Below are 12260 nucleotides of genomic sequence, written 5' to 3' on the forward strand. Positions count from 1 at the left end.
GCGGAAGCCCTTGTGCCGACCGAGCCGGTCGACGCTTCGTGGGAGGCGCTCATCGGTGGGGTACTCACTGCTCTCGATTCCGCTCACGACCCGGCGGTGCGTCGGTTGCTCCTGATCGAGGCGCCCGCAGTCCTCGGGTGGATCGACATCCGAGGAGCTCAAGAACAGCTACTGCACCGCATCACGGCCATGCTGGAACCGGTCGAAACGAGCGAACGAGGACCATCGACTCGCGCGGCCGTACTCGCCCGTCTGCTGGTTGCCGCAGTCGAAGAGGCGATGTTGTACCTGGCCCATACCGACAACCCCGAGCGTGACCACGCAATCGTGCAGTCCGAAGTGCGCAGAATTCTCGAGAAGACCGGTCTGCCCGGCAGGTAGTGAACCACGTGGATCGACCGACCGGCCGGGGCAGCCGATCGTGGCTTCGTGCATGTGCGGCGTCGGTCGACCGTGTCCTTCAGGGTGGGCAGAACAATCTCGAAGCACCGGAGACCCCCGGGCCGGCGTGGTCGAAGAGAAGAGGGCGGCATCGGGCGCGATCACCTCTCACCCGCAAGGCGATACTTGCGGTATGGAAGTGAACGGTTCGTCCGGTTCGGAGGATGATGTCGCGGTGTTGTCGTTCGAGTCGACGGTGCCGCGAAGGCATGTCCACCGCCAGGCAGTGTCCGAGGTATTCCTCACCGATTGCGTCCGCGGTCCCGGACCGGACCGGTTCGTCCTGGGTGCGCAATGGCCGCGTCTGCACGGTTTCTACCGCAGCCGGGCGGGTTGCTACGACCCGATGCTGCTCGCGGAGACGCTGCGCCAATGCGTGATCTATCTGGCGCACACCCGGTATCGGGTCTCGCTCGGTCGGCGGTTCGTGATGCAGACGCTCGAGATCACCGCCGAGTCGGAGCGACTGGTGATCGGTGCCGGCGCCGCGGAGGTCGCCGTCACCGCGGTGGTGTCGGATATTCGACGCCGTGGCTCGCAGGTCACCGCTTTGAGTGCGGCGTTCGAATTCACGATCGCCGGTCGCCGTGTGGGGTCCGGCCGAGGCCGAACTGCGGTTCTGACTACTGAAGAGTACGACATCGTGCGTTGGGGTGCCGGTGGGCCGCGGGCGCTGGGGTCTGTCCCCGGGGGAACACCGGTGGATCCAGCCGTGATCGGGGTGCCGGTGGTCGGGGATGTGGTGGTGGGTGCGACGGCGCGGCCCGGTCGCTGGCGGGTGTTGCCGGATCTGTCGCATCCGGTGTTGTTCGACCACCCGTCCGATCACCTGCCGGGCATGCTCGTTCTCGAGGCTGCCCGTCAGGCGGCACGAGCGGAACGCGGGAACCCGGAGGCGGATCCGGTCTCGATGAACGTGCGGTTTCACCGGTTCGTCGAACTCGACGTTCCGGCGGAGATGGTGGTCTCGAGCGTCGAGGAGGAGCCTGCGAGTGCGCATGTCGTGCTCGAACAGCGTGGAATCGCGATGGCTACGGCGATGCTGAAATGGGCTGCCGGCGCATGTCGTGCGCCGGGACCGGAGTCCGGCAGGTAGCGGCGTGTCAGACCGGTTGGCGGGTGTTGCTCCAGCGGGCGTGGATGATCGTGTCGCTGTCGGGGCGGCAGTCGGCGGTCAGGATGCCGTTGAACACGAAGTGCAGCATCTGGTCGATGCGTTGTTCGAGATCGATGCGTCGATCGAGGACGTTCGAGACCATCTGAACGCCGGTGAACGCCGAGATCACGAACCGTGCCAACTCGGGGGGATCTATCGTAGGGAGCAGGTCGCCCTCGGCGATCGCGGTCTCGACGAGGTGCCGGCAGGCTTCGATCCAGTCCTGGTACGGTCCCGGCTGGTCAGGTTCGGCGCCTGCGCTGAATTCGAGGGTCAACCGGATGCCGGCCCGGACGATCGGATCCTCGACGATCTGGCGCCCCATTTCATGGCAGAGCATCACGATCTGCTCGAGCGCCGAGGCCTGTGTGGCGGCGATCGCGTCGACCGCGGCGATCGAGATGGCGTGTTGCTGTTCCACGACGGCGTGCGCGAGTTCGTCCTTCGATTTGAAGTGGAAGTACAGGGCGCCTTTGGTGAGCCCACTACTCGCGTCGACGATCGCCCCGAGGCTGGCACCGTCGAATCCCAGCCGATCGAACGTGGCGGCCGCTGCCGCCACGATCTGCTGTCGGGTCTCTACTGCCCGAGCTTGTTTGGCCACACCCCGTGTCCTTTACTCGAAGATCTACCGAAAGGCCAGTCGTGGAGCACCTCGACCCTCTGCCTCCCCTGAGGCGAACCGTACCACCGGACCGAAACGACATCGCGGACCGCGCATCCTCGTCGCCGACATCCGCATTGTGCGTCGCAGTGGTGGGTTCGAGTGGTTTTCTCGGGGGGGCGGTGCTCGACGCCCTGCTGAACATGGGAGTGACATGCACATCGATAGCGCGCCGTCCGCCCGCGTCCTCGGGACCGTCCATGCGCGTCGTGGCGGCAGATCTACTCGATGTGGAGTCTGTGACCGACGCGCTTGCCGGTGTCGACGCGATTGTGCATGCCGCCTCCTATACGGGCTCCGACGCAGCCCGGTGTGAAGAGGTCAACGCTGTCGGTACCGAGAATCTGGTGACGGCGGCCGCTCGCCACGGTATCGACCCCATCGTGTATCTGAGCACGATCGGCGTCTACGGCCCCGGACCGCATCGCAACGTCGTCGAGGGGGAGCTTGTCCCTGCTCCCGTCACTGCGCTGAGCGCGAGTCGTCTGACTGCCGAAAACCATGTACGCGAGCACGGCGGTCTGGTACTGCGTCCCGGATTCGTGCACGGCCCCGGCGACCGGTGGTTCCTGCCCGGGTTGGCGCACATCGTCTCGACTCTCGGGGCGTGGGTCGACGATGGCGTCGCACGGCAATCGGTGATTTCACGCCGTGACGTCGGTCGGCTCGCCGCCGCGATCACGGCGCGCCCGCTACCGGCTGCGTTACGTGGGGGCATACGGCATCTCGCGCATCCGACCGCGGTGACCGTCCGCGAACTCGTCCACGCTGCCGCCGCGCGTGGGCTGCTCGCACCACCGACCCACTCCGTCGACTTCGAGCAAGCACTACGGAGAGGGCGGGAACGAGGACTGTCCGCGCGTCACATCGATCTGATCGGGCACGATCATCACTACGTCAGTGCCCGAATCTGGGCCGAGGCTGCACTGGAACCCTCGCCGGACCCCATCCCGGCAGATCCCACCTCGCGGTAGGGAAGCTCCTGAAATCCCGACGTGGATCGGGTTCGACGTGTTCTCCGGGACGGAGCGACCGTGCAGCGTGTATGTGTCGGTGATGCGTTCCCTATGTGGTGTACATGCGGTATTCTCTATTGGACCGGCAATACCGGTCGAATGGTATTGTTTGTATCGGATGGCATCGATGCGGGTGAATATCGGGAGTGGCTGACAGGCCAGTGATGGCGAGCTTTACGAGGGGTACTCACCATCACTGGCCTGCGAGGTTCCGTCGGCATACGGCGCCGACGGAACCATGGTCCGCGCGTCGGGGGGGAAAGCGCGCGAACTGTGCCCCACATAGGGAGCATGGGGCACTGCACAGACTATTCGAGAACTCGACCGTGTGCACAACTCCTCCTCGTTCGACGACGATCTCGATGACGGGTGCCGAAGTGCAGGACGTGGCGAGAGCCTGTCGGTGACCGATTCCCGCAAGGCACCCCTGCTCGCGATGGTCGTGCCCGGCGTGATCGGATTCGTCCTGTCGCTGACAGGTGAGGGCGCGATGCTCCTCGACATGGCGGTGTTCGGCACCGTCTCGTCGCAAACTCCCCGGAGGAAGAGTTCGCAGCACTCGCGAAGGCAGAAGAAGAGTTCGGGTGACGACTTGACGCGGTACCGTTCGGTCGTGCCGTCCTCTCACACGATGTGGACCGACGTGGGTTCGTAGACGAGGGCCGAACTCGCCGCCGCTCCACGACAGGTCAATCGACACGGTGGAGAACGGTGGACCTGCAACTCGACCTCGACGCGCTCCGGGTGCGGTGCACGGCCGGTGAGCCGGATCCGCCACAGGTCACCCTGGCGGGCGCTCTCGGCGACCGTGTAGTCACTACGTCCGGCCGGGCCGAAACGTCGGAGAGTGGCCGCGATCGCGGCCTGCTGGAGCGGAGCCAGGTCGGTGTATCCGCGCAAATGATGGTGATGGATGCGATCGGAGAAGTGCTCCTCGATCGTGACGACGGACGACTCGGCATCGAGACCGCCGTAGTAGACACCGTCGGGCACGATGACGACATTGGCTGCGAACCGGTCTCCGCCCACGTGGGTGCATTCCCACACCTGTTCCGGCCAGTGCTTCGCGAGAGCGCGTGCCACCGGCCGCCCACGTACGGCGCAACACGGATCGTGGTGACCGTGCGTGCAGACCAGAAGGACGGGCGGCCCGCCCGGACGTCCGGGAGTATCGAGGGCGGTGGCGATCTGCGCCAGATCCTCGTCACCACTCCACGTTCCCCACTGCTGACGCACGACACCGGACGTCTCACGGCGCAGCACCGCCCAACGGTCGGGCCCTTCGCGGCGACGGCGACCCGGGCGCTCGACCAGCAATATCCGTGCCCGTGCCGTCTGCGCGGCGGAGAACACGAGCGTCTTGGTCGCAGGCTCGAGATCGAGACCGTCGAAGCCGTCGAGCGGCCACCGACCTCGATATTCGATGAGAACCCAGACGAAGCCACGAGGTGCTGTGCCGGCCATCGGGTCACCGCGCATCCGGGCACTGTCTGCGCAGAAGAAGCGTTCGGCCGAGGCCACAGTGCACCGTCACTGTTCCGCGGGGACGAGAATCCCTGCGCGTAGCAGCCGCTCGACCAGATCGATTCCGAGAGTTTCTGCCAGGTGGGTCTTGCCGTCGAGTAGTTGCGTGACTCCCGGCCGATCCCCGGCCGGCACATCGAGCCGGCCCACACGCGTGACCAGATGCGAACCTTCCAGGCGTGCGTGCAGCGCACCGCGAAGCTGCACTGCGGTGTCGGGGCCGAGATCGTGAACAGCACCGAGTTGGGCCAACGGGCCCAGGGGTGCCGGACGTCCCTGTTCCCGCCGGACACGGTGGAACAGGGAAGTGGTGTCGACCCGGGACATGCAGTCGATGAGACTTTCTCGAACAGAACCGATTTCGTTGTCCGGAGCATCGATACCCAGAGGCAGTGCGCGACGCATCCCGGGATCGTCGGCAAGTGCGGCAAGCGCGGCTCGGCTCAGATGCTCGGCCAGTGCGTAACGCGTCCACGTGTGAACGCCGACAGTGAGGTGAACGGACATCTCACCTCGAGCTTCGGCGGCATGGATCCAGCCGCGCGGCAGATAGAGGCAATCACCGGGCTCGAGTACGGTGTCGATACAGGCCGGCCCTGTCGCGGCTCGGGTGACGGCGGAGCGGTGATCGGTCCAGGGTTGATCGCGCAGGGGAGCCGGGTGGACGGGTTCATGGATAACCCATCGCTTGTTTCCCTCGATCTGCAGGACGAAGACGTCGTGAACGTCGTAGTGATGGTCGAATCCCTGGTTCTGCGGTGGGGTGATGTAGGCGTTGACTTGGACGGGATGTCCGAGTTCGCTGCTCAGATCAGCGCTGAACTGTGTGATCGGCTCCCATGTGCGGTGCAGAGCGTGCAGGACGAGGGTGGCGCCGTCGGCGAGGCTGCGCCAGAGCTTGGTGTCGTCGAGTTGGTCGGCGATAGTAGCGCCGACGCCGGCGGGGGAGGTGAACGACGAGTCCGCGAGCGTCGCCCCGTCCTTGGCGACGCGAAGAAAGGGTGTGCGGAGTCCTCGGCGCGAGATGAGTTCGTCGACTGCGTCTGCCGAGAACAAATCGGAGAAGGTGCCGGTGCGGCGGGTGAGCAGCGGTGAGTGTCCCCAGATCTCCGATGCGAACTTCTTCCGGCCGATGTCGATCAGGCGTGATTCCAGGACTCCGACGTCTGCCTCGCTGCCGGAATCCTGGACGCGGGGGGACGGGTGCTCACACCTAACTTCCTCCGTCGGCTCCGCCATCGGCACCTCCGTCGGCTCCGCCATCGGCACCTCCGTCGGCTCCGCCGTCGGCACCTCCGTCGGCTCCGCCGTCGGCACCTCCGTCGTGAACGCCCGGGACGCCCGCTGCGCCGCCGTCCGCCGGCCCTTCCCGTCCTTCCTCTTTACTGGGATCCTGCGGTGAATCGGTCATGCTTCCTCCCGAGATCGAAAGGCTTGGGAACAGGGGCGTTATCGGCGCCGAAGCCCCGTGCCGGTCCATCGTTAGGCCGATTTCAGCTTATCCGCGCGGGTCAGCGGACATGTGAAATTCGAGATCACCGAATCGTTGCCCCAGGGGTTGTACTCACGACCTCAGTACTGTCGCGTCGTATAGGGGCAATCGAGGCGTCGGCCGCTGATTTTCGGGTACACGTAAGCATGGCTGACGAGAATGCCGATGCGTCCAGGTTCGATCCGCAGAACCCCGATCCCGCGAATACTCCAGGTCTCGAACCCGGAGGAGGCGTGGCGCCCGGAGATACTCCGCCCGCCGAGACCGCTGTGGGTGGTCCGCAACATGAGCCGCCGCAACGTCGCAGTGTCGGTGCTCTCGTTGCTATCGCGATTGCAGTGATCGTCGTGCTGGTGGTTGCTGTCGGGCTGATCGTCCGAGCGATCGGCCTGTTCTGAACGGTCGAAGACGCGAGGGGCGAGCGTATCGAGGAGTGAAGTTCTCTATCGGAGTCGAGCCATCTGCGTGTAGGCCTACGAGTCGACCTCGTGGTGCTTACCGCCGACTGCGAGTCGCATCGTCCGTGTCCCTCCTCGAGCGACCGAACGGAACGGGATAACCGGAGCACGACGGGGGTACTCGACCGATATGACAACCAGCTCGAGAGGCCCAGGCGATTCGAACTCCGACTTCTCGCCTTCCGCGCGCCGCAGCGACGTTCCGGTTCCCCCGTCGGGCACGACACCCGATCCGGACGCGGTCGCCGGACTGCATCCTGACCTTGCCCGTGGCAAAGGCATCCGGGGGACTCGTACCGGGGCCCTGTGGACCGCTCTGATACTCGGTGTCCTCATTCTGCTGTTGCTGTTGGTATTCATCCTGCAAAATCTCGACAGCATCACCCTCGAACTCTTCGGGTGGGACTTCTCGTTGCCGCTGGGCGTGGCATTGCTGTTCGCTGCGATCGCCGGAGCGGCGATCGTCGGAATCGCGGGCGGCCTGCGGATCCTGCAGCTCCGCCACGCTGCCAACCGGCAGCGCACGCTCGGCACCGGCCGATGACGGACCCCGGTTACCGCACCTCCGTGGTGTGCTGTCCCGGTCGCGTCGTCGTCACAGTGATGACGGGTGATATCGGCGGCGAGTGAACACGCGGCCGGCGCATCGATACCGATCGCCGCGGCAAGCACACCGACGAGGCCGCCCGCACGGTTTGAGGCCGCCCGCACGGTAGGCGGCGCGTCCGTCACCTGTTCGGCGCAGTTCTCGAACCGGCGACTGCTTTGTGGATCACCACGCAACACCGGTCCGGTCTCGGTTCCAGTTCGGCATGCGCATGGGGTTCGCTGCTACCGGCGATCAAACCCTCGATCAGGTGCAGATTCAACCCGCACACCACATCCAGATGGTCTCGGGCGACGAGGTGGAAGGGGCAGTTGCGGAGGTCGATACCGCCGTCGGCATCGACGCGGGGCAGATAGCCGCAGCCGCGCAGCGTCTCCAGAAGATCACCCCCCGCGGCGGCGACGACGCGCCGTCCGGCATCGTGTGCGACCTCGTGCCGGGTGTGGCCTTCCCGGGGGAGGGGTACGCAATCGTCATGAGCACAATCACGGAAGCCGTCGACGTCGATGTACCGATCCGGGTCGCGTACAACCAGTGGACGCAGTTCGAATCGTTTCCCCATTTCATGGGAGGGTTCGAGAGATCCGGCAACTCGACGACACACATGTCCATTGGGTGATCGATATCGCAGGTCAGGTCCGCGAGTTCGATGCCACCATCACCGAGCAACATCCGGACGAGCGGGTGGCGTGGACCTCGGACTCGGGACCCAACCACGCGGGAGTGATCACGTTCCATCGTCTCGCCGACGAGAAGACCCGAGTGACAGCCCAAATGGATGTCGACCCTGAGGGATTCGTCGAGAATGTCGCCGACAAGCCCGGTGTTCTCGGCAACCGGGTCAAGAACGACATGAAGAAGTTCAAGGAGTTCATCGAGCAGAGCGGACACGAGACCGGTGGGTGGCGCGGGGACGTGGACCGACCCACTCCTCGAGGACCGGTAGGGCGGACGGAGCTGTTGTCGGACATACCCCGGATGTGACACGAGAGGGTGCCGACCCGAGAAGTTCGGGTCGGCACCCTCTCAGTGGGGCGACAGGTGTGTCCGCTCACCCGCTACGGTATCAATACCGACTGCAGGTCGGACACGCGTCACGGGTTCGCGGGGTCGACAGCGCTTCCGCCGTAACGACCGTCAGGAAGGTGTTGTGGTCCGCAGCCGGCGGCGCAGTAATTTACCCGTTGCCGTCTTGGGGATGTCGGGAATGATCTCGACGAAGCGTGGGCACTTGTAGGCGGCCAGCCGTTTCTTCGTGAATGCGATCAGTTGCTCGGGCGTGACGGTGGTTCCGGGCCGGAGGCTGACGAAGGCCTTGACCGTCTCTCCGCGGTATTCGTCGGGTACACCGACCACTGCGGCTTCGCGAACGGCGTCGTGTTCGTAGAGCACGTCCTCGACCTCGCGAGGCCATACCTTGTAGCCACTGGCGTTGATCTGGTCCTTCTTGCGGTCGATGATGTAGAACCAGCCGTCGCTGTCCATGTAGCCCACGTCGCCGGTGTGCAGCACTCCGTCCGGGATCGAGTTCGCGGTGGCCTCGGGCTTGTTCCAATAACCCGCCACCACCTGCGGCCCCGCGGTCACGAGCTCCCCGACCTCACCGGGGGGAAGGTGGTTGCCGTTGTCGTCGACGATCCGCACGACGGTGTCGTAGACCGGCACGCCCACGGAGGTCGCTCCGGTCAGCTCGTCGACCGGTGCCCGCCTGCCGAGCGGCACCGCGTGCGACGGGGAGGTCGTCTCGGTGAGACCGTAGATGTTGTGGATGTAGTGACCGAATCTCTCCTCGAACGCCGCGATGGTGCTCGGTGGGATCGGTGCTCCGCCGGAGTAGATCTTGGTCAGGCTCGCCAGGGCCTCCTTGCTCGCGTTCGGGGCGTTCATCAATGCGATGAACACCGTGATCGATCCGACGGTGAACGTGGCGCGTTGCTTCTCGATCGTGTCGATGGTGTCGGCCGGATCCATGCGGTGCATCAGCACCAGGGGTGCACCGGTCAGCAGCGACAAGGCGATGTGGCCGACGAGTCCGGTGATGTGGAACAGCGGCGCGACGCCGAGGACGACGTCGTCGGGGCCGATGTCGATCCAGTCCCGGTAGGTCTGCGCGTTGAACGCCACGTTGCGGTGGGTGGTCATCGCGCCCTTCGGCGGGCCGGTGGTCCCGGAGGTGTACGTCAGGAAAGCGACCGTGTCGGGGCCGATCTCGGCAGGGGGGACGCTCTTACCCCGGAAGGCCGCGAGCATCTCCGCCATGTCCGTGGTGCCCGCACACTCGATGCGTTGGACGCCGGCGAGGGTGCCACTGTTCGCACTCTGGTACTCCAACTCGGACGTGGTGATCAGGGTGCGCACGTCGGTCGACTCGACGGCCTTCGCTGCCACGTCGATGTACAGCGACTGCAGCGCCACCAGGACCGTCGCACCGGAGTCGTGCAGGATCTCCTCGAGTTCGCGTTCGCGGTACATCGGGTTGGCGGACACGGCGATACCGCCGGCCTTCCACGTTCCGACCTGAGCGATGACGAACTGGGGCACGTTCTGTGCATAGATCGCGACTCGTTCGCCCGGACGGAACCCGGCGTCGAGGATGCCGGCGGCGAATGCATCGCTCAGTTCGTCGAGTTCGCCTGCGGTGATTCGGCCGTCGAAGTAACGGATGACGTCGGCGTCCGGATTGCGTTCGACGGTCGCCCGGAACATCGCCAGGGCATTGTCGAACTCGATCGTTCGTGGTTCCCGCTGCGCAGCGTCGTACTGCGACAACCACACCTTGTCGTCGTAGATGCTCATGGTTCGCCTCAGCGGATGACGATGGGGTTCACCGGGGCGCCGGTGCCGTTGACGATCTTCAGTGGCGCAGCGGTGTAGAGGAAGCTCCATCGACCGTCGGCGGCGCAGGCGTCGGCGAGATCGTCGAGCCAGGCGATCTCCGTCAGAGTGACACCGAGATTGCGCATAAGGGCACAGTGCAGCGGCAATGCGACGCCGCTCTGCGGGTCGTAGGTCACCTCGTTGGCGATCGTGTCGGTCACCAGGTTCGGGATCTCCTTGTCCTGGAACCACTCGACGAGTTCGGGGGAATAGGTCAGGCCGGGTTCGCAGAATCCGTCGTAGAACTGTTCGGGGTTGTTCAGCTCGTACCAGTACTTGAGCCATCCGGTGCGGATGATCAGGATGTCGTGCGGTTCGATGGTCACGCCCTGGGCGGTCGCCGCTTCTTCGAGGTCGCGGTGGTCGAATGTCTCACCCTTGTCGAGATAGGACTTGCCGCGATGCCGGGCCATATCGATGAGAACGCCGCGGCCGACGATCCCTTTCTCCGCGATCGGGAGGACGGAAGCCTTCTCCATTCCTCCGACGGTGCTGCGTGCGTCGTATCCGTTCCACAGTTTGCCGTCGTACCAGACGTGTCCGAGCGCGTCGTACTGGGTCGATCCCTGAAGGAAGACCAGTGCGGTGTCGTCGGCGTAGTGCAGGCCGCCGGGGAAGGCCGGTGCACCGTCACCGTCCCAGGAGCTCTCGTCGAGCACGTTCTGCCGCTTGATGCCTTCGCGACCCGGCCAGAGCGGGTCGCCGGGGCTCTCGGCGCGTCCCATATGAATCTGCAGGGTGAAGGTCTCGCCGGACTCGACGTGCCGCACCCCGCGCAGCACTTCGCTCGCGTCGAGGTAGTTCAGGGCGCCCAACTCGTCGTCGGGTCCCCACTTGCCCCAATTGCTCGGCGCGTTCTCTCCGAGCAGTTCACGCATCGCGGGAGCGTCGACCTCGGTCATGTTGTCCTCCATCGGGTAAACAGCGGGAGCGAGCACACGCTCGGTAAGTCTATGGTGCACGTCACACCTGCCGACGTCAACGTTTCGATGTGCTCGCGAAAATGCCTGCGGGGCAGCCGTGGAAGTGGATACGCTGCCCGAGGCGGTCGAGGATCGTGTATGCAGTGTTCAGCTATTCCAAACACGGGAGTGGTCGGTGGGCGCGGTTTCGGTCGACAGGTCGGCATCGGTCGGGGCAGGTCTGCGTCGGGTACGGATGGCGCGCGGCATGACGCTGCGGGGCTTGGCTCAGCGCATCGACGTCAGTCCGGCCACGCTGAGTCAGATCGAGAACGACAGGACCGGACTGACCGTCGATCGCCTGAACCGCATCGCCGACGCACTCGGGGTGAGGCCGGCGGAGATCCTCGAAGCCGGTCGGGCGGCGCTCGCGACACCGGTAGTGGAGCCGGGCGCCCCCGCTGCGATTCGTTCGGACCCAGCCGGGCAGGCCCAAGCACGCCGGCAGTGGCGCGAGTACGAACCGTTGTCGCTGGCGCCTGTGGTCCAGGCAGCGCTCGAGGAGATCCTCGCCGTGGGTTACCACGGCACGAGCATGCGTGAAATCTCCAATCGTTGTGGATTGTCGGTTCCCGGGATCTACAACTACTTCACCGGCAAGCAGGACATCCTGATGACGATCTATCAGGTGACGATGGACGACCTCGAGCAACGCACACGCGGGGCGCTCACCGAAGGCGCCGGCCGAGATCCCGTCACGGTCTTCACGCTGTTGATCGAGAATCTGGCCCTGTACCACACGCACCGCCGTGAACTCGGGTTCATCGGCACCAGTGAGATGCGTGCTCTCACACCGGAGAACCGGCAGATCATTGCCGGCAAGAGGAACTGGCAGCAGGCGGTCGTGGACGAGAAGGTACTGGCCGCCGTACGTGCCGGATCGTTCCGGGTCCGCAACCCCGAGGACGCCGCTCGCGCAGTGGTCTCGATGTGCACCGCCCTCCCCACCTGGTGGCGACCGGGAGGCCGGATGAGCCCGGAAGAGGTAGCAGACCTGTATGTGGAGTACGCCCTCGATCTCATGCAATACCGGGGCGCCGATCTCGTCCGCGGACCCTGACGG

Annotated in this window: 12 protein-coding genes and 2 pseudogenes; 8 read left to right on the forward strand and 6 right to left on the reverse strand. The window is 65.2% G+C overall.

Annotated elements, in window-relative coordinates:
* The first annotated feature begins 12 nt into the window (after window positions 1-12).
* Together EQ874_RS23175 and EQ874_RS11575 are read left to right on the forward strand one after the other, a co-directional pair.
* The gene (locus EQ874_RS23175) at window positions 13-381 is read left to right on the forward strand and encodes a hypothetical protein (protein WP_242496749.1); all 369 of its coding nucleotides are present in this window, start codon (window positions 13-15) and stop codon (window positions 379-381) included.
* Window positions 382-574: 193 nt separating this feature from the next.
* Window positions 575-1537 carry a ScbA/BarX family gamma-butyrolactone biosynthesis protein gene (locus EQ874_RS11575; protein ID WP_064065177.1) on the forward strand — a complete coding sequence of 321 codons (963 nt, stop codon included), beginning with the start codon at window positions 575-577 and terminating at the stop codon, window positions 1535-1537.
* 7 nt (window positions 1538-1544) lie between these two features.
* On the opposite strand, the gene EQ874_RS11580 is transcribed toward EQ874_RS11575, so the two are convergent.
* Window positions 1545-2201: a ScbR family autoregulator-binding transcription factor gene (locus EQ874_RS11580; RefSeq protein WP_064065170.1), complete on the reverse strand. Its 657-nt coding sequence runs from the start codon at window positions 2199-2201 to the stop codon at window positions 1545-1547.
* A 152-nt stretch (window positions 2202-2353) separates the two neighbouring features.
* Between EQ874_RS11580 and EQ874_RS11585 the strand changes: the two genes are divergently transcribed.
* Together EQ874_RS11585 and EQ874_RS11590 are read left to right on the forward strand one after the other, a co-directional pair.
* Window positions 2354-3235: an NAD(P)-dependent oxidoreductase gene (locus tag EQ874_RS11585; RefSeq protein ID WP_129976935.1), complete on the forward strand. Its 882-nt coding sequence runs from the start codon at window positions 2354-2356 to the stop codon at window positions 3233-3235.
* 445 nt (window positions 3236-3680) lie between these two features.
* Window positions 3681-3932 (forward strand): hypothetical protein, encoded by a 252-nt coding sequence (locus EQ874_RS11590; RefSeq protein WP_165369226.1) that lies wholly within the window; start codon window positions 3681-3683, stop codon window positions 3930-3932.
* Here the strand turns inward: EQ874_RS11590 and EQ874_RS11595 are convergent.
* On the reverse strand, window positions 3902-4741 hold the full coding sequence (locus tag EQ874_RS11595) for a sucrase ferredoxin (protein ID WP_242496722.1): 840 nt from the start codon (window positions 4739-4741) through the stop codon (window positions 3902-3904). The genes EQ874_RS11590 and EQ874_RS11595 overlap by 31 nt on opposite strands.
* 66 nt (window positions 4742-4807) lie before the next feature.
* Complete coding sequence (locus EQ874_RS11600; RefSeq protein ID WP_242496723.1) at window positions 4808-6064, reverse strand: cupin domain-containing protein; 1257 nt, start codon at window positions 6062-6064, stop codon at window positions 4808-4810.
* 375 nt (window positions 6065-6439) lie between these two features.
* Between EQ874_RS11600 and EQ874_RS11610 the strand changes: the two genes are divergently transcribed.
* Together EQ874_RS11610 and EQ874_RS11615 are read left to right on the forward strand one after the other, a co-directional pair.
* Window positions 6440-6691, forward strand: a complete 252-nt coding sequence (locus EQ874_RS11610) for a DUF6480 family protein (protein WP_016933973.1) — start codon at window positions 6440-6442, stop codon at window positions 6689-6691.
* Between the two features lie 190 nt (window positions 6692-6881).
* Window positions 6882-7295, forward strand: coding sequence for a lipopolysaccharide assembly protein LapA domain-containing protein (locus EQ874_RS11615; RefSeq protein WP_084421742.1), 414 nt, complete (start codon window positions 6882-6884; stop codon window positions 7293-7295).
* 184 nt (window positions 7296-7479) lie between these two features.
* Here the strand turns inward: EQ874_RS11615 and EQ874_RS23180 are convergent.
* Window positions 7480-7794, reverse strand: a pseudogene (locus EQ874_RS23180) (ArsR family transcriptional regulator); the annotation flags it as partial.
* A gap of 39 nt (window positions 7795-7833) precedes the next feature.
* Here EQ874_RS23180 and EQ874_RS11625 point away from each other — a divergent pair.
* A pseudogene (locus EQ874_RS11625) lies at window positions 7834-8342 on the forward strand (SRPBCC family protein).
* Between the two features lie 153 nt (window positions 8343-8495).
* Here the strand turns inward: EQ874_RS11625 and EQ874_RS11630 are convergent.
* Both EQ874_RS11630 and EQ874_RS11635 read right to left on the reverse strand, forming a co-directional pair.
* A complete protein-coding gene (locus EQ874_RS11630) occupies window positions 8496-10154 on the reverse strand; it encodes an AMP-binding protein (protein WP_129976824.1) in 1659 nt (552 codons plus the stop codon).
* Window positions 10155-10162: 8 nt separating this feature from the next.
* Window positions 10163-11137, reverse strand: coding sequence for a cyclase family protein (locus tag EQ874_RS11635; RefSeq protein WP_064064106.1), 975 nt, complete (start codon window positions 11135-11137; stop codon window positions 10163-10165).
* A 196-nt stretch (window positions 11138-11333) separates the two neighbouring features.
* Between EQ874_RS11635 and EQ874_RS11640 the strand changes: the two genes are divergently transcribed.
* A complete protein-coding gene (locus EQ874_RS11640) occupies window positions 11334-12257 on the forward strand; it encodes a helix-turn-helix domain-containing protein (protein ID WP_347400871.1) in 924 nt (307 codons plus the stop codon).
* Window positions 12258-12260 lie beyond the last annotated feature (3 nt).

The organism is Rhodococcus sp. Q1 (assembly GCF_004153645.1).
Taxonomy (GTDB): Bacteria; Actinomycetota; Actinomycetes; order Mycobacteriales; family Mycobacteriaceae; genus Rhodococcus; species Rhodococcus gordoniae.

Excerpts from the sequence above, each read along its gene's own strand:
- EQ874_RS11575 (WP_064065177.1), top strand. The coding sequence starts at position 575 with ATGGAAGTGAACGGTTCGTCCGGTTCGGAGGATGATGTCGCGGTGTTG.
- EQ874_RS11595 (WP_242496722.1), bottom strand. The coding sequence starts at position 4,741 with ATGGCCGGCACAGCACCTCGTGGCTTCGTCTGGGTTCTCATCGAATAT.
- EQ874_RS11600 (WP_242496723.1), bottom strand. The coding sequence starts at position 6,064 with ATGGCGGAGCCGACGGAGGTGCCGATGGCGGAGCCGACGGAGGAAGTT.
- EQ874_RS11610 (WP_016933973.1), top strand. The coding sequence starts at position 6,440 with ATGGCTGACGAGAATGCCGATGCGTCCAGGTTCGATCCGCAGAACCCC.
- EQ874_RS11615 (WP_084421742.1), top strand. The coding sequence starts at position 6,882 with ATGACAACCAGCTCGAGAGGCCCAGGCGATTCGAACTCCGACTTCTCG.
- EQ874_RS11630 (WP_129976824.1), bottom strand. The coding sequence starts at position 10,154 with ATGAGCATCTACGACGACAAGGTGTGGTTGTCGCAGTACGACGCTGCG.
- EQ874_RS11635 (WP_064064106.1), bottom strand. The coding sequence starts at position 11,137 with ATGACCGAGGTCGACGCTCCCGCGATGCGTGAACTGCTCGGAGAGAAC.